Annotated in this window: 18 protein-coding genes and 1 tRNA gene; 11 read left to right on the forward strand and 8 right to left on the reverse strand. The window is 70.2% G+C overall.

Annotated features, from left to right (window positions below; all coding sequences use genetic code 11):
• Positions 1-81 precede the first annotated feature (81 nt).
• Positions 82-1,014 (forward strand): YhjD/YihY/BrkB family envelope integrity protein, encoded by a 933-nt coding sequence (locus ABD882_RS09325; RefSeq protein WP_345186330.1) that lies wholly within the window; start codon positions 82-84, stop codon positions 1,012-1,014.
• A 1-nt stretch (position 1,015) separates the two neighbouring features.
• Here ABD882_RS09325 and ABD882_RS09330 read toward each other — a convergent pair whose 3' ends face one another.
• The 3 genes from ABD882_RS09330 to ABD882_RS09340 are packed head-to-tail and all read right to left on the reverse strand — an operon-like array spanning position 1,016 to position 4,526.
• Entirely contained in the window at positions 1,016-1,840 is an 825-nt protein-coding gene (locus ABD882_RS09330; protein ID WP_345186331.1) for an LmeA family phospholipid-binding protein, read from the reverse strand.
• A gap of 1 nt (position 1,841) precedes the next feature.
• Positions 1,842-3,506 carry an arginine--tRNA ligase gene (argS, locus tag ABD882_RS09335; RefSeq protein ID WP_345186334.1) on the reverse strand — a complete coding sequence of 555 codons (1,665 nt, stop codon included), beginning with the start codon at positions 3,504-3,506 and terminating at the stop codon, positions 1,842-1,844.
• 30 nt (positions 3,507-3,536) lie between these two features.
• Positions 3,537-4,526 (reverse strand): N-acetylglucosamine kinase, encoded by a 990-nt coding sequence (locus tag ABD882_RS09340; RefSeq protein ID WP_345186336.1) that lies wholly within the window; start codon positions 4,524-4,526, stop codon positions 3,537-3,539.
• Between the two features lie 111 nt (positions 4,527-4,637).
• Between ABD882_RS09340 and ABD882_RS09345 the strand changes: the two genes are divergently transcribed.
• From ABD882_RS09345 to ABD882_RS09370, 6 genes are all read left to right on the forward strand, one after another.
• Positions 4,638-5,579 (forward strand): MurR/RpiR family transcriptional regulator, encoded by a 942-nt coding sequence (locus tag ABD882_RS09345; RefSeq protein ID WP_345186337.1) that lies wholly within the window; start codon positions 4,638-4,640, stop codon positions 5,577-5,579.
• Positions 5,576-6,328, forward strand: coding sequence for a sugar isomerase domain-containing protein (locus ABD882_RS09350; RefSeq protein WP_345186339.1), 753 nt, complete (start codon positions 5,576-5,578; stop codon positions 6,326-6,328). Before ABD882_RS09345 ends, ABD882_RS09350 begins: the two co-directional genes overlap by 4 nt.
• Before the next feature lie 58 nt (positions 6,329-6,386).
• Positions 6,387-7,805, forward strand: coding sequence for an N-acetylglucosamine/diacetylchitobiose ABC transporter substrate-binding protein (ngcE, locus tag ABD882_RS09355; protein WP_345186342.1), 1,419 nt, complete (start codon positions 6,387-6,389; stop codon positions 7,803-7,805).
• Complete coding sequence (locus ABD882_RS09360; RefSeq protein WP_345186344.1) at positions 7,805-8,827, forward strand: carbohydrate ABC transporter permease; 1,023 nt, start codon at positions 7,805-7,807, stop codon at positions 8,825-8,827. The genes ngcE and ABD882_RS09360 overlap by 1 nt, the downstream gene beginning before the upstream one ends.
• On the forward strand, positions 8,824-9,726 hold the full coding sequence (locus ABD882_RS09365) for a carbohydrate ABC transporter permease (protein WP_345186345.1): 903 nt from the start codon (positions 8,824-8,826) through the stop codon (positions 9,724-9,726). The genes ABD882_RS09360 and ABD882_RS09365 overlap by 4 nt, the downstream gene beginning before the upstream one ends.
• A gap of 109 nt (positions 9,727-9,835) precedes the next feature.
• Positions 9,836-9,908: transfer RNA gene (locus tag ABD882_RS09370), tRNA-Arg, on the forward strand.
• A 41-nt stretch (positions 9,909-9,949) separates the two neighbouring features.
• Here the strand turns inward: ABD882_RS09370 and ABD882_RS09375 are convergent.
• Together ABD882_RS09375 and ABD882_RS09380 are read right to left on the reverse strand one after the other, a co-directional pair.
• Positions 9,950-10,609, reverse strand: coding sequence for a response regulator (locus tag ABD882_RS09375; protein ID WP_345186347.1), 660 nt, complete (start codon positions 10,607-10,609; stop codon positions 9,950-9,952).
• The gene (locus ABD882_RS09380; RefSeq protein WP_345186348.1) at positions 10,606-11,862 is read right to left on the reverse strand and encodes a sensor histidine kinase; all 1,257 of its coding nucleotides are present in this window, start codon (positions 11,860-11,862) and stop codon (positions 10,606-10,608) included. Before ABD882_RS09380 ends, ABD882_RS09375 begins: the two co-directional genes overlap by 4 nt.
• Positions 11,863-11,952: 90 nt before the next feature.
• Between ABD882_RS09380 and ABD882_RS09385 the strand changes: the two genes are divergently transcribed.
• Positions 11,953-12,324: a hypothetical protein gene (locus ABD882_RS09385; protein WP_345186351.1), complete on the forward strand. Its 372-nt coding sequence runs from the start codon at positions 11,953-11,955 to the stop codon at positions 12,322-12,324.
• A gap of 311 nt (positions 12,325-12,635) precedes the next feature.
• On the opposite strand, the gene ABD882_RS09390 is transcribed toward ABD882_RS09385, so the two are convergent.
• The 3 genes from ABD882_RS09390 to ABD882_RS09400 form a co-directional block, all read right to left on the reverse strand.
• Positions 12,636-13,022, reverse strand: coding sequence for a DUF1304 domain-containing protein (locus tag ABD882_RS09390; protein ID WP_345186544.1), 387 nt, complete (start codon positions 13,020-13,022; stop codon positions 12,636-12,638).
• Positions 13,023-13,074: 52 nt separating this feature from the next.
• Positions 13,075-13,800, reverse strand: coding sequence for a tRNA (guanosine(46)-N7)-methyltransferase TrmB (gene trmB / locus ABD882_RS09395; protein ID WP_345186352.1), 726 nt, complete (start codon positions 13,798-13,800; stop codon positions 13,075-13,077).
• Positions 13,801-13,907: 107 nt separating this feature from the next.
• The gene (locus tag ABD882_RS09400) at positions 13,908-14,759 is read right to left on the reverse strand and encodes a DUF3097 domain-containing protein (RefSeq protein WP_345186354.1); all 852 of its coding nucleotides are present in this window, start codon (positions 14,757-14,759) and stop codon (positions 13,908-13,910) included.
• A 159-nt stretch (positions 14,760-14,918) separates the two neighbouring features.
• On the opposite strand from ABD882_RS09400, the gene ABD882_RS09405 reads away from it, so the two are divergent.
• From ABD882_RS09405 to ABD882_RS09415, 3 genes are all read left to right on the forward strand, one after another.
• Positions 14,919-16,979, forward strand: coding sequence for a TPM domain-containing protein (locus ABD882_RS09405; RefSeq protein WP_345186355.1), 2,061 nt, complete (start codon positions 14,919-14,921; stop codon positions 16,977-16,979).
• A gap of 79 nt (positions 16,980-17,058) precedes the next feature.
• Positions 17,059-17,799, forward strand: coding sequence for a PspA/IM30 family protein (locus ABD882_RS09410; RefSeq protein ID WP_345186358.1), 741 nt, complete (start codon positions 17,059-17,061; stop codon positions 17,797-17,799).
• Between the two features lie 2 nt (positions 17,800-17,801).
• Positions 17,802-18,614, forward strand: a complete 813-nt coding sequence (locus tag ABD882_RS09415; protein WP_345186359.1) for an arginase family protein — start codon at positions 17,802-17,804, stop codon at positions 18,612-18,614.
• Positions 18,615-18,632 lie beyond the last annotated feature (18 nt).

An 18,632-nucleotide genomic window follows, 5' to 3' on the forward strand; every position in this document is an offset into this window, starting at 1 on the left:
AACGGTGCCGAGTTCTGAGAATTCTAGGGCACGACGCCTCCCCGTCCCGACGGGTGTGACGCCGCTCGCTACGCTCGGGGCATGGGCACTCGCACCGCATCCGAGCGCACACCGGCGCAGAAGCCGTGGCTCGCACGCACGATCGACGCCGTCGTCGCGCGGGTGCTGCGGCTGCGGATCGCGCGCGCCTGGCTGCTCTACTCCGAGGTGCACGGCCCCGCCCTCGCCGACGGCGTCACCTACCGCGCGCTGTTCAGCGTGTTCGCGGCCGTGCTGCTGGGCTTCTCCCTCGCCGGACTGTGGCTGGCCGGCAATCCGGCGGCCCTCGCCGCGCTGGTCTCCGCCGTGGACGCCGTGATCCCCGGGCTCGTCGGATCCGGCGGACTCGTGGATCCTCGGAGCATCACGGCGCCGACAGGGCTCTCGATCGCGGGGATCCTCTCCTTCGCGGGCCTGATCGGCGCCGCCCTCGGCGCGATCGGGTCCCTGCGCATCGCCCTGCGCGCGCTCGCCAGCCGTCGCGCCGACGACGTGCAGTGGTACTGGGTGACCCTGCGCAATCTCGGCCTCGCCGTCGGGATCGGCGTGGGCTTCGCGCTGTCTGCGGCGGCCACCGTCATCGGCTCGGTGGGCCTGGACCGGATCGCGGCGCTCCTGGGCGCGGAGCACTCCCCCGCCGCCGCATGGACCGAGCGCATCCTCTCGCTCGTCATCGTCTTCGTCCTCGACACCGCGCTCATCGCGGGGCTCTTCGCCGTCCTGTCCGGAGTGCGCGCCGACGCCGGCACGCTCTGGTCCGGGGCGGCGCTGGGCGGGGCGGGACTGCTCGTGCTGCAGCAGCTGTCGGCCCTGGTGGTCGGCGGCGCCGCGGCGAATCCGCTGCTCGCCTCCTTCGCCGCGCTCGTGGCGCTGCTGCTGTGGCTGAACCTCTCCGCCCAGGTCGTCCTGCTCGCGAGCGCCTGGATCATCACAGGTATCGATGACGGCGAGGATCGGGCCGCGGCTCTGCCCTGAGTCAGGACGCCGGACAGGTCCCGTTCTCGAGCAGCGCGGGATCCGTCGTGATGGCGCTGTCTGCGGCGAAGGACGCCACCAGCCGGTCGCCGTCCACGCGCAGTCCGCTCAGATGAACGCCCGCGGGCAGCCGATCCGCGATGCACACCTTCTGGGTCGCGAACAGCGGCTTCAGCAGCGCGCTGAGCGGGGATGTCTCGACCGAGGAAGGATCGAGCGTCATCGCGCCGATCGACGCCGACGTCGGCGTGAAGGTCAGCTCGCCGCCCGCAGCCCCCGGGGTGAGCGCGAGGGCGAGCGGGACCTCAGCCCCGAACAGCGCGATCGATCCCGTGGCCTTCACGTCCTTGCCCTCGAGCGTCACCGAATCGATCGGGGCGCTGCCCGCTGCGGTCGCGATGGCCTTCTCGAGCTGGTCCCCCGTGATCCGGAACGTGCCCTTCGCGCTGCCCAGCTCGCCGCCGCGGATCGGCACCCCTGTCGCCTCGACGTCGACCGCGCTCGTGATCGGTCCGATCGCGACGCTCTTCGTCGAGACGCGGATCTCGTCCAGACGCCCGGCGATCAGCTGCGGGAGCACGATCCCGCCGACGTTCACGTCCAGCTGTTGATCGGCGGGGAGCTTCAGCGCCGAGATGGCCTGTGAGCGGATCTGCTGGGCGACCACGGCGCGCGCCACGAACTCGGCACCGATCACGATCCCGGCGAGCACGATCACGACGATGCCGAGCACCCACGGCCAGCGCACGGACCGGCGCGGCGGGGCGACGGCGGCAGCAGCGCGCGGCAGCGGTGGCCGCGGCGGCACGCCCACGCCGCCGCTCATGTCACATCCGCTCCGGCGCCGACACTCCGAGCAGGCCGAGGCCGTTGCGCAGCACCTGGCCGGTCGCGTCGTTCAGCCAGAGGCGGGTGCGGTGCACGTCCTCGATCGGATCGTCGCCCTGCGGGATCACGCGGCAATTGTCGTACCAGCGGTGATAGAGCCCGGCGAGCTCCTCCAGGTAGCGTGCGATCCGGTGCGGTTCGCGCACTTCGGCCGCGAAGGCCACGATCCGGGGGAACTCCTGCAGCGCGCCGAGCAGCGCCGATTCGGTCTCGTGGGTGAGCAGCTCCGGGGCGAACACCGAGCGGTCCACGCCCGAGTCCGCCGCATTGCGCGCCACGTTGTGCGTGCGCGCATGCGCGTACTGCACGTAGAAGACCGGGTTGTCGTTCGTGCGCTTCTGCAGCAGCTCGGGATCGAGCGAGAGCGGGGAGTCGGCCGGGAAGCGCTCGAGCGAGTAGCGCAACGCATCGGTGCCGAGCCATTCGCGCAGGTCGTCCATCTCGATGATGTTGCCGGCGCGCTTGCTGAGCCGGGCGCCGCCGACCGAAACGAGCTGCCCGATGAGCACCTCGACGTCCTTGTCCGGATCGTCGCCTGCCGCGCCCGCGAGCGCCTTCAGGCGGTGCACGTAGCCGTGGTGGTCGGCGCCGAGCAGGTAGATCTTGTGCCCGAAGCCGCGGTCGCCCTTGTTCAGGTAGTAGGCGGCGTCGGCGGCGAAGTAGGTGTACTCGCCGTTGGAGCGGCGGATCACACGATCCTTGTCGTCGCCGAAGTCGGTGGTGCGCACCCAGACGGCGCCCTCCTGGTCGAAGACGTGCCCCTGCGCGCGCAGGCGGTCCACGGCCCCGTCGACCAGGCTCTGGCCGCCGTCCTCCTTGGCGTGCAGGATCCGCTCGGAGAACCACACGTCGAAGACGACGTTGAACTTCGCCAGCGACTCCTTCTGCTCGGCCAGCTGGTACCGGTAGCCGAGCTCGCGGGCGACGAGCTGCTGCTCTGCGTCGTCCAGCGTCAGGAAGTCGGGGCGGTCGGCCAGCACGCGCGCGGCGATGTCGCCGATGTAGCTGCCCGCGTAGCCGCCCTCGGGCGTCGGCGCGCCGTTCGCCGCCGCGACGATCGATGCGGCGAACCGCTCCATCTGCGCGCCGGCGTCGTTGATGTAGAACTCGCGGGCCACGGTCGCGCCGCTCGCGTCGAGCAGCCGCGCGATGGCGTCGCCGAGTGCGGCCCAGCGGGTGTGCCCGATGTGCAGCGGGCCGGTGGGGTTCGCCGACACGAACTCGACGTTGATCGAACGGCCGGCCTGCGAGTCGTTGCGCCCGTACGCCTCGCCCGCGTCGACGATGACCTTGGCGAGGGCGCCCGCGGCTCCCGCCTCCAGGCGCACGTTGAGGAAGCCGGGGCCGGCCACCGAGGCCTCGGCGATGCCGTCGACCGCGCCGAGTCCGTCGGCGATCTGCTGCGCGAGCTCGCGCGGGTTCGCACCGAGCTGCTTGGCGAGGCGCATCGCGATGTTCGTCGCCCAGTCGCCGTGCTCCCGGTTGCGCGGGCGCTCGAGCACGATGTCGCCGGCGGCGAGCGCGAACGGCTCCCCTTCTCGTCGCTCATCCGCGATCGGGATGAGGACGGACAGGATCGCGGCGGCGAGGGCTTCGGGATTCATAGGCTTCCGATTGTAGGCGGTGCCGGGGCGTCACCCGGCCGGGATCCCCGCCCGCAGGCGCGCCAGCACCCGCTCGTCGACCGGCGCTCCGGCGTTGCGGAGCGCGAGGACGGCGGCGCCCGCCGCGCCGCTGTCGACCAGCACCACCGGATACTCGCCCTCCGCGGCGGCGAAGTGCTCCCGCAGCAGCCGCCGCGGAGCCCCGTCGCGGGCGAGGATGCTGCCTCCCGCGACGACCGGACCCGATCCCTGCTGCACGAGCTCGATCGTCTGCACGAGCAGTTCGCCGGCGCGCTCGAGGATCCCGCACGCGACCGGATCCGCCGCCTCGGCCGCATCGAACACGAGCGGCGCGAGGGTCGCGAGCCGCACCGGCCGCTGCGCGTACAGGGCGCGGATGAGCCGCTCCAGCCCGATCGGCCGGCCGTCGCGGCCGGGTTCGGCGGCACCGTCGACTGCCACTCCTGCCGCGTGCAGCACCAGCGGGGTGAGCGCGGTCTCCGCACCGACGCCTTCAAGCTGATCCACCACGGCGTGCGCGGCTCTGCGCCCGATCCAGAATCCGCTGCCGCGATCGCCCAGCAGCCACCCCAGCCCGTCGGCCGCGGCGGCGACCCGACCGCCCTGGACGCGGACGGCGCTCGCACCCGTTCCGCACACGACGCCGTAGCCGACCGGGGCCACCGCACCACTGGAGTACATCGCGAGCAGATCCGACTCGAAGTGCAGCGCGCCGCGGAATCCGCGCTCCCGCAGCGGATCCAGGATCCACGAGTTCTCGCCGCCGCCGGAGTCGTGACCGGCGATCGCCATCGCCAGCCCCGTCACATCCCCGAGATCGGCGCCCGCGACGCGCAGCGCCTGACCCACCGCATCGAACACACCGTCACGAGCGAGGGAAACTCCTGATGAGGTGGGATTGCCACTGCCCCCGCGGCCGTACCCCACACACTGACCGTCCGCGGTCGCGAGCACCGCTCGAGTGGACGTCCCACCCGCATCAACGCCGAGCACGAGCATGATGCACCCCAATTTGTTATCAGTCCTACTTGATTTTTCGTCTGGGATCTGGTGAGAATGTTTTTCACCCGAACCCCCCAGGTTCCCTATCCGTTTTCACCGGAGGCAATGGTGCCACTCTTGCAGGACGTCGGCAACGAGTTGTCGATCGCGCAGCGCATCTCGCTGCGCCGTCCCGCGATGCCCCAGGCCATCGCCAAGATCGCTGACGTGATCTCCGCACACCCGACCGCCCCGGTCGAACTGACCATCACCGAGCTGGCGGACCGCGCAGGAACCTCGGCCGCCACGGTCACCCGGTTCTGCCGCGCCGTCGGGTTCGACGGGTACACCCAGTTCCGGGTCGGGGTCGCGGCGGAGTCAGGGCGCGGAGACACCCGCACCACCTGGCGCACCGACATCGCCGACGACATCAGCCAGGACGATCCCGCCGACCGGGTGCTGCTGACGCTGCTCGGCCTGCACACCCGCAGCATGGAGACCACGACCAGCCTGCTCGACCTCGACGACGTGCAGCTCGTCGCCCGCGCGATCGCGGAGAGCCGCCATGTCGACATCTACGGGGTGGGCGGCAGCGGGGTCATCGCGGACGAGTTCCGCGGGCGCCTGTACCGGATCGGCGTGAACGCGCACTCCTGGTCCGATGTGCATGAGGGCCTCACCAGCGCCGTCCTGCAGGACAGCTCGTCCGTGGCGGTCGCGGTGTCCAACACCGGGCGCACCGAGGAGACCATCGAGATGCTCTCGCACGCCCGAGCCGCGGGCGCGCTCACCGTCGCGATCACGACCGACGCCGACTCGTGGCTCGCCTCGATCGCCGACGTCGCGCTCATCACGGCCTCCGCGAACCCGAACCAGCGTCCCGACGATCTGTCCATCAAGCACGCGCAGCTGCTCGTGATCGATCTGCTCTACGTCCTGGTGGCGCAGCGCACGCTCGGCGAGGCCGCGAACCTGCTCGCCGCGAGTGCGATGGCGGTGTCGTCGCACCGACGCGCGGTCCGCCCGGCGGACGAGACCAGCGCGCGGCGCCGGAAGGAGACCCGACGATGAGCGCCTCCCCCCTGGACCTGCTGCACGAGGCCGAAGACCGCCTCGAGCGCCTGGCCGCCGACGCGCAGGCGGGCGCGCTGGATCCCGCGATCGCGCTGATGGTCGAGGCGATCCGCGCGGGCGGCATCATCCAGGCGTTCGGCACCGGGCACTCGGAGGCGTTCGCGATGGAGATCGCGGGACGCGCGGGCGGGCTGATCCCGACGAACCGGATCGCGCTGCGCGACATCGTGCTGCACGGTGCGCGTTCTGTCGACGTGCTCACCGGATCGCTCGAACGCGAGCCGTGGGTGGTCGACGAGCTCATGACCGTCTCCCCCGTGACCGAGCACGACGTGTTCCTGATCGCCTCGAACTCGGGAGTGAACGGATCCATCGTCGGCGTGGCGCTCTGGGCGAAGGAGCACGGGCATGCCGTGATCGCGGTCACGAGCCTGGACCACACCGCGCGCGTCGAGCCGAAGCACCCGAGCGGCCGGCGCCTCAGCGAGGTCGCCGACGTCGTGATCGACAACCTCGCACCCTACGGCGATTCCACGCTGCAGCTCACCGACACCATCTCGGCGGGGGCGATCTCCTCGATCACGGCGGCGTTCATCGCGCAGCTGCTCACCCTCGGCGTCGCCCGCACGATGGCCGACGCGGGCGAGGTGCCCCCGATGTACATCTCGGCCAACATCCCCGGCGGCGACGAGCACAACGCCGCCCTCGAGGCTCACTACCTTGATCGGCTCCGCCGCGGCGACTGAGCCGCCCCCCACAGACTCAACCTCTCCCTCACACCCTCACTAGGAAGGCAAGAATCACATGGAAACCAAAGACGCTTCCATCAGCCGGCGCTCATTGCTGCGCGGTGCGGCGCTCGCGGCGGTCATGGTGCCTCTCGGCGTCAGCCTCGCGTCCTGCGCGGCCCCGGGCGGCGGTGGCGGCGGCGGTGGCGCGACCGGCGCCGCGTCGGCTGACAACCCGTTCGGCGTCGCAGCGAACTCGAAGGTCGATGCCGTGATCTTCGACGGCGGCTACGGCGTGGACTACGTCGAGAACGCCGCGAAGATCATGGACGGCAACAAGAAGCTCGGCGGCGCCTCGGTCAAGGTCTCGTCCTCGACCAAGATCGCCCAGGAGCTGCAGCCCCGCTTCGTCGGCGGCAACCCGCCGGACCTGATCGACAACTCGGGCGCCAACCAGATCGGCTGGAACACGATCCTGGACCAGCTCGAGACGCTCGACGACGTCCTCGACGCGAACAACCTCGAAGGCACCAAGATCAGCGACACGCTCTACGGCGGCGTCAAGGATCCCGGCACCTTCAACGGCAAGTTCGTGGCCCTGAACTACGTCATGACGGTCTACGGCATCTGGTACTCCGACAAGGTCTTCAAGGACAACGGGTTCACCGTCCCGAAGACCTGGCAGGACCTGAAGGCTCTCGGCGAGGCTGCCAAGGCCAAGGGCAAGTACCTGTTCGTCTGGGGCAAGGAGGCGGCGACGTACTACCAGACGCTCGTCGTCGACTCGGCGGTCATCCAGGGCGGCGACTCCGTGCGCCTTCCGCTCGAGAACCTCGACGCGAAGGCATGGTCGAACCCGATCATCCAGAGCATCCTGACGATCTTCTACGACCTCATCCAGGCCGGCTACATGAAGCCGGGCGGCGCAGGGACGCAGTTCACCCAGGCGCAGTCGCAGTGGAGCCTCGACGAGGCCGCTCTGCTCTACCCCTCGGGCTCGTGGATCGAGAACGAGATGAAGAAGCAGACCGCGGACGGCTTCACCATGAAGGGCATCGGCGAGATCCCCCTGGACGACAAGCAGACCACCCCGGCCGGAACCCTCCGCGCCGAGGCCGGCGAGCCGTTCATCGTCCCCACCAAGGCGAAGAACCCCGCCGGAGGCAAGGAGCTGCTGCGCACGATGCTGTCCAAGGAGTCCGCCACGGCGTTCGCCAAGGGCAAGCTGGCGCCGACCATCGTCAAGGGCATCGTCCCCGACGACGGATTCGGATCCACCGCGCTGGTGTCGCAGAAGGAGCTCCTGGACAAGGCGGGCAACAACGTCTTCACGATCAAGGCGTTCGGCCTGTACGGCATGAACTCCGACCAGCTGCCGATCTGGAACTCGTTCCTGGACGGCAAGATGTCGGTCGCCGACATCACGAAGGCGCTGCAGGACCTGACCGACAAGATCCGCAACGACAGCTCCATCACCAAGATCGAGATCAAGTAATGACCATCAGCAGTCCGGAGATCGACGGTGGACTCGACACCGCCGCCGTGACTGCTGCTCGCGCGGGGGGCCGCAAGGCCCCCCGCCTCGGGCAGCGCCGGCTGACCTTCGACTACGTGTCGTTCCTGCTGGTGTTCCTCGTGCTCCCGGTGGCGCTGTTCCTCGTGTTCGTGATCTCGCCGTTCATCCAGGCGCTGTACTACGCGATGACCAACTGGACCGGCTTCTCGCCGAACATGAGCTTCATCGGCCTGAACAACTTCGTGAAGCTGTTCCAGGACTCGACGTTCCTGCAGGCGATGGCGAACAACGCCCTGCTGGCGATCGTCGTGCCGCTGATCACGATCGTCGTCGCACTCATCTTCGCGAGCATGGTGACCGTCGGCGGGCCGTCCAGCGGCCAGGTGCGCGGACTCACCGGATCCAGCTTCTACCGTGTCGTGTCGTTCTTCCCGTACGTGATCCCGGCGATCGTCATCGCGATCCTGTGGAGCATGATCTACCAGCCGTCCAACGGACTGCTGAACGGCGTGCTGCGGACCCTCGGCGCCACCAACATGGTGGACTGGCTCGGCGACCAGCGCACGGCCATGGGAGCGACGATCTTCGTGATCGTGTGGAGCATGGTCGGCTTCTACATGGTGCTGTTCATCGCGGCCATCAAGGGGATCCCGGCGGAGACGCTGGAGGCGGCGCGCATCGACGGCGCCGGCCGGTTCCGCACCGTGGTGTCGATCCTGCTGCCGCAGATGCGCGACAACGTGCAGACCGCATACATCTACCTGGGGATCATGGCTTTGGACGCGTTCGTCTACATGGCGGGCCTGAACGCCTCCGGTGGCCCGAACAACAGCACCCTGGTGATGAGCCAGTACCTGTTCCGCACCGCGTTCGAAAAAGGGCAGTTCGGCCTGGCCACGGCCATGGGCGTCGTGCTCGCCGTGATCACGCTGGTCTTCGCGGGCCTCGTGATCGGCGTGTTCCGCCTCGTCGGCGGCAAAGATGAAGGAGGACGCGAATGAGCCTGGACACGCGCGCGGCGGTGACCGTCGACAAGAAGGCGGCCAAGGCCCTCCGCGGCAGCTCGTCCACCACCAGCGACAAGGTGGTCGGAGGCATCTCGCACGCCGTGCTCGCGATCTGGGCGGTCATCGTGATCCTGCCGATGCTGTGGACGCTGCTCGGCTCGTTCAAGACCACGAAGGAGATCTTCAAGTCGCCCTTCGGGCTGCCGGCGAACTGGAACTTCGACAACTACGTCAACGCGTGGGTGAAGAACAACTTCGGGCCGATGTTCCTGAACACCGTCATCGTGGTCGGCTGCGCGCTGATCCTGGTGATGCTGCTGGGCGCCATGTGCGCCTACGTGCTCGCCCGGTTCTCCATCCCGGGCAGCCGGGTGATCTACTACCTCATGCTCGCAGGGCTCACCTTCCCGGTGTTCCTCGCGATCGTGCCGCTGTTCTTCATCCTGCAGGGCATGGGGCTGCTGAACACGCTGCCGGGCCTGATCATCACGTACGTCGCGTTCGCGCTGCCGTTCACGGTGTTCTTCCTGTTCTCGTTCTTCAAGTCGCTGCCCTACGAGATCCAGGAGGCCGCGTACGTCGACGGCGCCAGCGAGTGGCGCACGTTCTTCCAGGTGATGCTGCCGATGGCACGACCGGGGCTCGCCGCGGTGGCGATCATGAACTTCCTCGGCCTGTGGAACCAGTTCCTGCTGCCGATCTCGTTGAACACGAACCGGGACAACTACGTGCTGTCCCAGGGCATGGCGAGCTTCGCCTCGTCGGCCGGCTATCAGGTCGACTTCGGCGCCCTGTTCGCCGCGGTGATCATCACGATCGTCCCAGTGCTGTTCGTGTACATCCTCTTCCAGCGCCAGCTGCAGGGATCCGTCTCGCAGGGCACCACGAAGTAGGCTCCACCGGCTCCTCTCCGAAGGCGCGCCCCGGTCATCCCGGGGCGCGCCTTTCGCGTGTCCGGCCTGTCGTTGCGGGCCCGTGGGCGATGCTAGGCTCGTTCGGTACGCCTCCGTAGCTCAGAGGATAGAGCGCCGGTTTCCGGTACCGTAGGTCGCAGGTTCGATTCCTGTCGGGGGCACATCAGACGGGCGTGGATCGCCCATGGGCGCGAGACACCCGTCAGTTCAGGCTTTCCGGCCGCACCAGACGGTGCTCGTACGCGTAGATCACCGACTGGGTGCGGTCGCGCAGGTCGAGCCCGCGCAGAATGCGATTCACGTACGTCTTCACCGTCGAGTGTGCGATCACCAGCCGCTCCGCGATCTCCTGGTTCGACAGTCCGGCGGCGATCAGCTGCAGCACCTCGGTCTCGCGCGCCGTCAGCGGCACGTCCGCCGCGTCGGCCGGCGGCTCCGCTCGCGCGGCGAGAGCGCGCTCGATGAACCGTCGCGTCACCTGCGGCGCCAGCAGCGCATCGCCGGCGGCGACGGTGCGGATCGCGTCGGTGAGCTGGCTGGCGCGCACGTCCTTGAGCAGGAACCCGCTCGCACCCGCGGCGAGCGCGTCGTAGATCCAGTCGTCGCGGTCGAAGGTGGTGAGCACGAGCACCCGCGTCTGCGGATGCCGGGCGAGCACGCGCCGGGTGGCTTCGAGACCGTCGATGCGCGGCATCCGGATGTCCATCAGCACGACGTCGACCTCGGTACGGTCCAGAATGCCGAGCACCTCGACGCCGTCGGCGGCCTCGCCTACCACGGTCAGGTCGGACGCCGCATCGACGAGGCTGCGGAACGCGTCCCGGATGAGAGCCTGGTCGTCGGCGATCGCGACCCGGATCATCGCTGCCCCGCCGGGAGTGTCAGGCGCACGCGGAATCCGCCGTCCGCCGTCGGTCCAGCCTCGACGGCCCCCTCGCCGATGCGTGCGCGCTGCTGCATGCCGATGAGTCCGCGCCCCGCGCCGCGGGTGTCGCCGACCGGCCGAGGACTCGCTGTGTTCTCGACGACGACTTCGAGCGGTCCGCCGACGGCGGTCGCCGCGACCCGCAGCGTACTGCCGGGCGCATGCGTGATCACGTTCGTGACGGCTTCCTGGATGACCCGGTAGGCGGCCAGCTCCGTGCCGGGCGGGAGGTCGCGCTCCACGCGCAGTTCGATCGGCTCGACGATGAGCCCAGCTGCACGTGCGCGTTCGAGCAGTCGCGGCACGAGCCGCAAGGAGGGCACCGCTTCGGGATCGACATCAGGTGTCGCCTGCAACAGCCCCAGCATCCGTCGCATCTCGGCCAGCGCATCGCGCGCCGAGGACTCGATGGCGGTGAGGCGGCGATCGAGCTCGATCGCGTCCGGAGAAGTCCCGAGCGTGGCGGTGGTTTCCCGGGCCGCGACGGCCTGCACGACGACGACCGATAGGCCGTGACTGACGACATCGTGCAGGTCGACCGCGATCCGTGCCTGCTCTTCACGTGTGGCGGCATCGATGGCGGCCGCACGCTGGTCGCGCTCCGCGGCGAGTGCGGCACCCGCACCGTCCGCGCGACGCCGCTGGACACCGACGAGCAGCCCCGCCGCCCACAGCGCCGTGCAGAAGACCAACGACAAAGAGAAGTCGCCGACCCAGGCCTCCGCGGGCAGGCTGGTGGCCGTCGCGAATCCGACCGTCGCCGCTCCGGCGAGCCACGCGACGACCGCCTGCACCGGTGGGCAGAGGTATCCGGACAGGGCGAAGCTGACCAGCACCCCGATGAACATCGGCACCGTCGACACCGGCGAGATCGCGGATGCGGCCGCCCAGGCGGCGAAGGACGCCATTGCCACGACGAGCGGCTGCCTGCGCCGCGCGAGGAACACCAGGACGGCGCCGACGCTCACGAGGAGCAGGGCGAATCGGTGCCGTGTGATCGTCGCGTTCCCGGACATCAGCACCGACCACGCCGTCAGCACGGCGAACGCCACGAGCGCACCGTCCAGCACGACCGCACGACGGCTGCTGCGGCCGAGCGACCTCCACCAGCGGATCATGCTCAGACCGTACTCCCGCACCGTGCGCGGGCGCGTCCACCCGAGGGTGTATTCCGGCAGAGCGAATGTCACCCGGGGATCGATGCGGCACGTGCGCGGACGCTCGTACCGTGAGCATCTCCCGGCACCCGTCGGGGCACCTCCGCTCGAAAGGATCCGATCATGAACCCCACCCGCCTCCTCACCGTCGCCGTCGTCGCCGGTGCCGCGCTCGTCGCCGTCGCCACACCCGCCTACGCCGTCGGCAGCCCGTCATCCAACAGCAGCAGCCACCTGAACATCCAGATCCCCGTGGACTGCGCCGGAGAGCAGCTGCTCGTCGTCGCAGGAGACAACGGCCACGCGGCAGCCCAGATCGTGTCGGGTGGCACGGGGCATCTGATCCCGGTGTCGATGACCTTCATCGCCCCGGACGGGTCGGTCTTCGTCGACCAGCTGGCCGCGCACCCGCAGCAGGACACCGTCACCTGCTCGGGCACGGACATGTCGGGGCAGGGCGGCTCGGTCACGATCGTCGCGATCCGCATGCCCTGACGGCCTGGGCGAGCGGGCATCGGGATCACGGAGCGCCCCTCCTGCAGGTGCCAGCGCCGCATCACCTGATGCGGACTCTTCCCTTGCACTGCGGCGATCTCGGTAGCCGATGCGAGGCTGCCGAGGAGCGTTCCCGGCGCAGACCGGCACACGCAGACGGCCGCCGCCGATCAGCTGCACCTGCTCCGGGGTGATCCGATCCCTGCGCGTGCGGTGGCCCACGCCGCGGCCGCACGATGATCCCGCCCCCACGGTAGCCCGCACCCCGGGACGGTGGGAGGGGCTGCCAGTGCCTTCTTCCCGGGACGGGCTCAGACCAGCGCGCCCACCACCAGCAGCGCGACCGCCAGCAGCGGGAACAGCCCCTGCACGGTCGCGGCCCGCGCCTTGGTGCGGTCCGAGAGGATCAGCACGAGCGCCGCGGCGAGCATGGATCCGGTGCCTGCCAACATCAGCGCGAGGCCGACATGGTGCGACCCGAGAGGGGCGAGCACGATCCCGACGACCACGATGATCGCGAGGAAGAGGTTGTAGAAGCCCTGGTTGAACGCCAGCGGCTTCGTGACCTGCGCGTCCTCGGCGCTCGTGCCGAAGACGCGGCGCGTCGACGGATGCGTCCAGCGCACCGACTCCAGCACGAAGATGTAGACGTGGATCAGGGCGGCGAGGCCCGCGAACACGGATCCGATGACGAAGATCATGGCCCGAGTCTGCCCTGCCGTGCTCCGGATGCGCGAGGGGCGCGCCCGGTCAGCCTCTCGCGACCCGCCGATAGGTGAGGTCGCGGATGTCCCGGCCCTTCGCGATGCCCTTGCGTTCGAACGCCGTCATCACCCGGCCGTCGAAGCGCTCGGCCCACTCCCCCTCGAAGGCGCGCTCGAACTCGGGCTCGGCGTCGAGCACCTCGCGCATCTGCAGCGCGTAGTCCTCCCAGTCCGTGGCGAGCCGGAGCAGCCCGCCGTCGCGGATCGCCGAACCGACGGTGCCGCCGAACCCCGGACGCACCAGGCGCCGCTTGGTGTGCCGCTTCTTGTGCCACGGATCGGGGAAGAAGATCCACACCTCGCTCGCCGCGCGCTCGGGCAGATAGCTGGAGAGCACCTCCGGAGCGTTCGCCTCGATCAGGCGCAGGTTGCGCGCGCCGGCACGATCCGCGTCGAGCATGGTGCGCGCGAGCCCCGCACGGAACACCTCGACCGCGAGGAAGTCGTCGGCCGGCCGGGACGAGGCGGCCGCGACGATCGCGTGCCCCTGACCGGATCCGACCTCGACGATCAGCGGCGCCACGCGCTGGTACTCGGCGGCCGGATCCAGCCGCGCGTCGGGGTGCACGGATGTCCAGGCGACGTGGCGCGGCACATCCAGGACATAGTGCGGGGCGAGCTCGTCGAACGCCCGCTCCTGCGCTTCGGACATGCGGCCGCTGCGGCGCACGAACGAGACCGGCTCGTCGCGGAAGGTACGGGGTTCAGGCATCCCTCCAGGGTATCCGGGGCCGGACTCGGCACCGGTCCCTGAGCCTGCCGAACGGCCAGGGTCGGTCACGGGGCGCGCCCGCCCGGCCCCGCGCGCGGAACGGCCGCTCATCGCTGCGCCGTCGGCTCGGTGACGAAGTCGATGAGCTCCTCGACGCGGCCGAGCAGGGCCGGCTCCAGGTCGCGGTACGTGTGCACCCGCGACAGGATCCGCTTCCAGGCGTGCGCGAAATCGGCCTGAGATGCGGTCGGCCAGCCGAACGCGCGGCAGATCCCGGTCTTCCAGTCGGTGCCGCGCGGGATCTCGGGCCATGCGCGGATCCCCATCGCGGCGGGCGTCACGCATTGCCACACGTCGATGTACGGGTGCCCGACGATGCGCAGGTGCGCGCCGTGCGGCCCGCGCAGGATCTGCTGCACGATCCTGGTCTCCTTGGATCCGCTCACGAGATGGTCCACTAGCACGCCGTAGCGGCGGGTGCGGCTCGGCGGCTCGGCGGCGAGCAGCTCCTCGAGCAGGTCGATGCCCTGCAGATACTCCACGACGACGCCCTCCACGCGGAGGTCATGGCCCCACACCTTCTCCACGAGTTCCGCGTCGTGACGGCCCTCGACCAGGATCCGGCTGGGCAGCGCGGTACGCGCGCGGGAGTCCGCGACGGCGATGGAGCCGGAGGCCGAGCGCTTCGACGGGCCCTGCGCCGCTCCCTTGGCCGGGTGCACCAGACGGACCGGCTCGCCGTCGATCATGAACCCCGCGCCCAGCGGAAACAGCCGTCGCCGGCCGCGGTAGTCCTCGAGCTCGAGCTGACCGCCCTCGATGCGGGTGATCGCGCCGCAGAAGCCGTCCACGGCGACCTCGACGACGAGATCCCGCTGCGCCGGAACGTCCACCGTTAACTTCGCGCCGCGATCCCGCCAGCCTGCCGCGAGCACATCCGATCCGTACCTGTCATCCATCAGCTCCAGCCTAGGAGCCGACCGGCGTCACCGCGGGGCGGCACGACGGACGGGCTGCGCTTTGGTGTTCGCTATGAGCACGGCCGATCGCCTACCCGGTCCGAATCGCTCGCAATAGACTCGGGACGGGGCCTGCCGAGGCCTTCGGGAGGAGCGAGGATGCGCGCACGCTGGGCTGTCGTCATCGGGGTGATCCTGGGTGTTCTCGGCATGTCGTTCGCGTCCCCGGCCCTGGCCTCCCCGTCGACGGCCGCGCGCGCCGACGCGACCGCGGTGCCCGCCACGGCCCCCGTGGCACTGGGCGCCGACTACGTGACCGACACGGCGGGTGCGCTCAGCACCGCCGAGAAGAAGACCGTCGACGCGCGGCTCACCGCACTCAGCAAGAGCAGACAGCTGCAGCTGTTCGTGGTCTTCGTCGACGACTTCACCGATCCGGAGAACCGCCAGCAGTGGACCGAGCAGGTCGCGCGCGACAGCGGCCTCGGCAAGAACCAGTACCTGCTGGCGATCGCGGTGCAGGGTCGGCAGTACTGGCTGTCCGCCGACGCCGACGGCCCGGTGCCGGACTCGCGACTGGACACGATCTCGTCGGCGATGGTGAACGACCTGCACGACCAGAAGTGGGCGGCTGCCGTGCTCACCGCGGCGGATGGCCTGGACAGCGCGGCATCGTCGGGCGGGATCGATCTCGCCGGCATCGTGTTGATCATCGTGTGCGTGATCGCGATCATCGCGGCGCTCGTGGTCCTCATCGTGATGCGCCGCCGTGCCGCCGCCCGGCTCAAGCCCGTCACGACCGACCCGGTCGGCGATCCCCTCGATGCGATCAGCGATGACGAGCTCGAGAAACGCGCGGGAATCGCCTTGGTGCGCACGGACGATGCCATCACCTCCTCGACCGAGGACCTCGGATTCGCGACCGCGCAGTTCGGCGACGCGTCGACCGTCGCGTTCACCGACGTCGTCACGAAGGCGAAGGCGATGCTCGACGAGGCCTTCGGGCTCAAGCAGAAGCTCGATGACGAGATCCCGGACGCCCCGCAGCAGCGCAGGGAGTGGCACCTCAAGATCATCCAGCTCTGCGACGCCGCCGACGCGGCCCTGAACGCCAACGTCGCCGCGTTCGATGAGCTGCGCGGGCTCGAGCAGAACGCGGAGCAGGCGCTCGAGCAGCTCACCGCGCACCGGGCTGACGCGAGCGCCGCCGTCGCAGCGGCACCTGCGGCATTGGAGGCGCTCGAAGCGCAGTACGACGCCTCCACGCTGCGCACCGTCAGCGACAATCCCGTGCAGGCGGCCAGCCGCCTCGAGCTCGCCGATGCGCGCATCGCCGATGCCGGCCGCCTGATCGCCGAGACCAAGCGCGGCGAGGCGGCGTTCGCGATCCGCACGGCCGAGGAGGCCGTGCTGCAGGCGGGCCAGCTGGCCGGTGCGATCACCACGCTGCGGGACGATCTGGCCGGGGTCGAGGATCAGGCAGGGGCGCTGATGGCCGATCTGGAGCAGGACCTGGCCGGGGCCGCGGCCCTGCCGCCCTCCCCCGAGCTGGACGGGATCGTGGCGGCGACGCTCACGGCGCTCGCGCAGGCCCGCACCGATCTCACCGGCACCGGGCGCCGCCCGCAGTCCGTCCTGGAGGCGCTGACCGCGGCGAACTCCCGGATCGACGGCGCCGTCTCCGCGATCCGCGGAGCGCAGCAGCAGGCCGAGCGGGCGCAGCAGGTGCTGGATCAGACCATGTCCCAGGCCCGCGCGGAGATCGCCACCGCGAACACCTACATCACGACGCGACGCGGCGCGATGGGCACGGATCCCCGCACCAGGGTGACCCAGGCGTCCGCCGAGTACGACCAGGCAGAGGCCGCTCGCACCGCCGATCCGGCAGCGGCGCTGCAGCACGCGCAGCGCGCCATCTCGCTGGCCCGGGAGTCCTCCGCGCTGGCCAGCGGATCCCTCGACGAATACGGCGTCGACGCGAGCGCCAGGGACGACGGCGCGTGGAGCAGCAGCGGCCTGGGCGACGCGATCCTCGGCGGCATCATCGGCGGGATCCTCTCCGGCGGCGGCGGCCGGCGCTCCTCAGGCTGGGGGTCCGGAGGCGGAGGCGGCTGGCGCTCCAGCGGCGGCGGATTCGGCACGTCCAGCTTCGGCGGAGGCGGCGGCTTCGGCGGCGGAGGCGGCGGAGGCGGCCGCACCGGCGCGGGAGGCCGTTTCTGACGCACGCGCCCGACCCCTCAGCACCCGACACGACAGACACAACCGACCCAACGACCGGAAATCAAGGTAAGGACATCCCATGACCAAGCAGTCCATCTTCGGCCGCATCTCCACCCTGGTGAAGGCCAACATCAACTCGATCCTCGACTCCGCCGAGGATCCGCAGAAGATGATCGACCAGCTCGTGCGCGACTACACGAACAACATCGCGGACGCGGAGTCGGCGATCGCCGAGACCATCGGCAACCTGCGCCTGCTCGAGCGCGACCACCAGGAGGACGTGCAGGCCGCCGCGGAGTGGGGCAACAAGGCTCTGGCGGCGAGCCGCAAGGCCGATGACCTGCGCGCGAACGGCAGCACCGCCGATGCGGACAAGTTCGACAACCTCGCCAAGGTCGCCCTGCAGCGTCAGATCAGCGCCGAGAACGAGGCGAAGACCGCGGAGCCGCAGATCGCCTCGCAGACCGAGATCGTCGACAAGCTCAAGAGCGGCCTGAACACGATGAAGGACAAGCTGGGCCAGCTCAAGACGAAGCGCAACGAGCTGGTCGCCCGCTCGAAGGTCGCCGAGGCGCAGACCAAGGTGCAGGACGCGGTCTCCTCGATCAGCGTGCTCGACCCGACCAGCGAGCTGGGCCGTTTCGAGGACAAGATCCGCCGCCAGGAGGCCATCGCCCAGGGCAAGGCCGAGATCGCGGCCGACTCGATCGATGCGCAGTTCGAGAGCCTCGACGACCTCGGCGAACTCACAGAGGTCGACGCGCGCCTGGCCGAGCTGAAGGCGGGAGCCGCCAAGCCCCAGGAAGCCCTCGAGGGCTGATCATGACCCGTTTCCTCGTCGTTCCGCAGTGGCAGGGATCTCCTGCGCCGCGGGCGATGCTGCTCACCGACGGCGCCGCCGCGATCGCGGGCGACCTGCCGCGCGCCCGCACCACGGTGCTGGAGGTGCCGCTGGAGGCGGGCGATGCCGAGGGCACGGGCGTGCACCGGCTGAGCAGCCTGCGGCGCACCAGGGAGCTGATCGAGGAGGCGGTGGCGGCTCATGCCGAGCCGACGCTCGTGGTGGGCGGTGACTGCGGCGTCAGCGTCGCCGCAGTCACCGCTCTCCCGGGCGAGCTGGACGACGTCGCGATCGTCTGGTTCGATGCGCATCCCGACCTGCACACCCCCGAGTCGTCGGAATCGGGCGCGTATGCGGGGATGGCGCTGCGCGCGCTGCTCGGGCACCCGTCGTTCCCGATCGAGGGACCGCAGGGGCTGCACGCCGATCGCACCGTGCTCGTGGGGGCGCGGTCCGAGGATGACGCGGAGACCGCGTTCCTGGCCGAGTCCGGCATCGCACGGATCGACGCCCTGGACGACGCGACGGCGCTGGCCGAGGCGGTCGCCGCCACGGGTGCGCGCCGGGTGTACGTGCACATCGACGTCGACGTGCTGGACCCGTCCGAGCTCGCCGGCGTCTCGTCCTCGGTGCCGTTCGGCCTGCGCACGGCCGAGATCGTCGACGCCGTGCGGATCCTGCGCGAGCGCCTGCCGCTGGCCGGCGCGACCATCGCGGGCTTCGCTCCTCGCTCCCCCGGCGACGCCGTCGCGGATCTGGGCGCGATCCTGCGCCTGGTCGGCGCCCTCGCGTGACGACGGCCGGCCGGTCCG

The sequence above is a fragment of the Microbacterium panaciterrae genome (assembly GCF_039541635.1).
GTDB classification, from domain to species: domain Bacteria; phylum Actinomycetota; class Actinomycetes; order Actinomycetales; family Microbacteriaceae; genus Microbacterium; species Microbacterium panaciterrae.

Bases quoted from the DNA above. Each gene is read 5' to 3' on its own strand.
- ABD882_RS09325 (WP_345186330.1), top strand. From the start codon at position 82: ATGGGCACTCGCACCGCATCCGAGCGCACACCGGCGCAGAAGCCGTGG.
- ABD882_RS09330 (WP_345186331.1), bottom strand. From the start codon at position 1,840: ATGAGCGGCGGCGTGGGCGTGCCGCCGCGGCCACCGCTGCCGCGCGCT.
- argS (WP_345186334.1), bottom strand. From the start codon at position 3,506: ATGAATCCCGAAGCCCTCGCCGCCGCGATCCTGTCCGTCCTCATCCCG.
- ABD882_RS09340 (WP_345186336.1), bottom strand. From the start codon at position 4,526: ATGCTCGTGCTCGGCGTTGATGCGGGTGGGACGTCCACTCGAGCGGTG.
- ABD882_RS09350 (WP_345186339.1), top strand. From the start codon at position 5,576: ATGAGCGCCTCCCCCCTGGACCTGCTGCACGAGGCCGAAGACCGCCTC.
- ngcE (WP_345186342.1), top strand. From the start codon at position 6,387: ATGGAAACCAAAGACGCTTCCATCAGCCGGCGCTCATTGCTGCGCGGT.
- ABD882_RS09360 (WP_345186344.1), top strand. From the start codon at position 7,805: ATGACCATCAGCAGTCCGGAGATCGACGGTGGACTCGACACCGCCGCC.
- ABD882_RS09365 (WP_345186345.1), top strand. From the start codon at position 8,824: ATGAGCCTGGACACGCGCGCGGCGGTGACCGTCGACAAGAAGGCGGCC.
- ABD882_RS09375 (WP_345186347.1), bottom strand. From the start codon at position 10,609: ATGATCCGGGTCGCGATCGCCGACGACCAGGCTCTCATCCGGGACGCG.
- ABD882_RS09385 (WP_345186351.1), top strand. From the start codon at position 11,953: ATGAACCCCACCCGCCTCCTCACCGTCGCCGTCGTCGCCGGTGCCGCG.
- trmB (WP_345186352.1), bottom strand. From the start codon at position 13,800: ATGCCTGAACCCCGTACCTTCCGCGACGAGCCGGTCTCGTTCGTGCGC.
- ABD882_RS09400 (WP_345186354.1), bottom strand. From the start codon at position 14,759: ATGGATGACAGGTACGGATCGGATGTGCTCGCGGCAGGCTGGCGGGAT.
- ABD882_RS09405 (WP_345186355.1), top strand. From the start codon at position 14,919: ATGCGCGCACGCTGGGCTGTCGTCATCGGGGTGATCCTGGGTGTTCTC.
- ABD882_RS09410 (WP_345186358.1), top strand. From the start codon at position 17,059: ATGACCAAGCAGTCCATCTTCGGCCGCATCTCCACCCTGGTGAAGGCC.
- ABD882_RS09415 (WP_345186359.1), top strand. From the start codon at position 17,802: ATGACCCGTTTCCTCGTCGTTCCGCAGTGGCAGGGATCTCCTGCGCCG.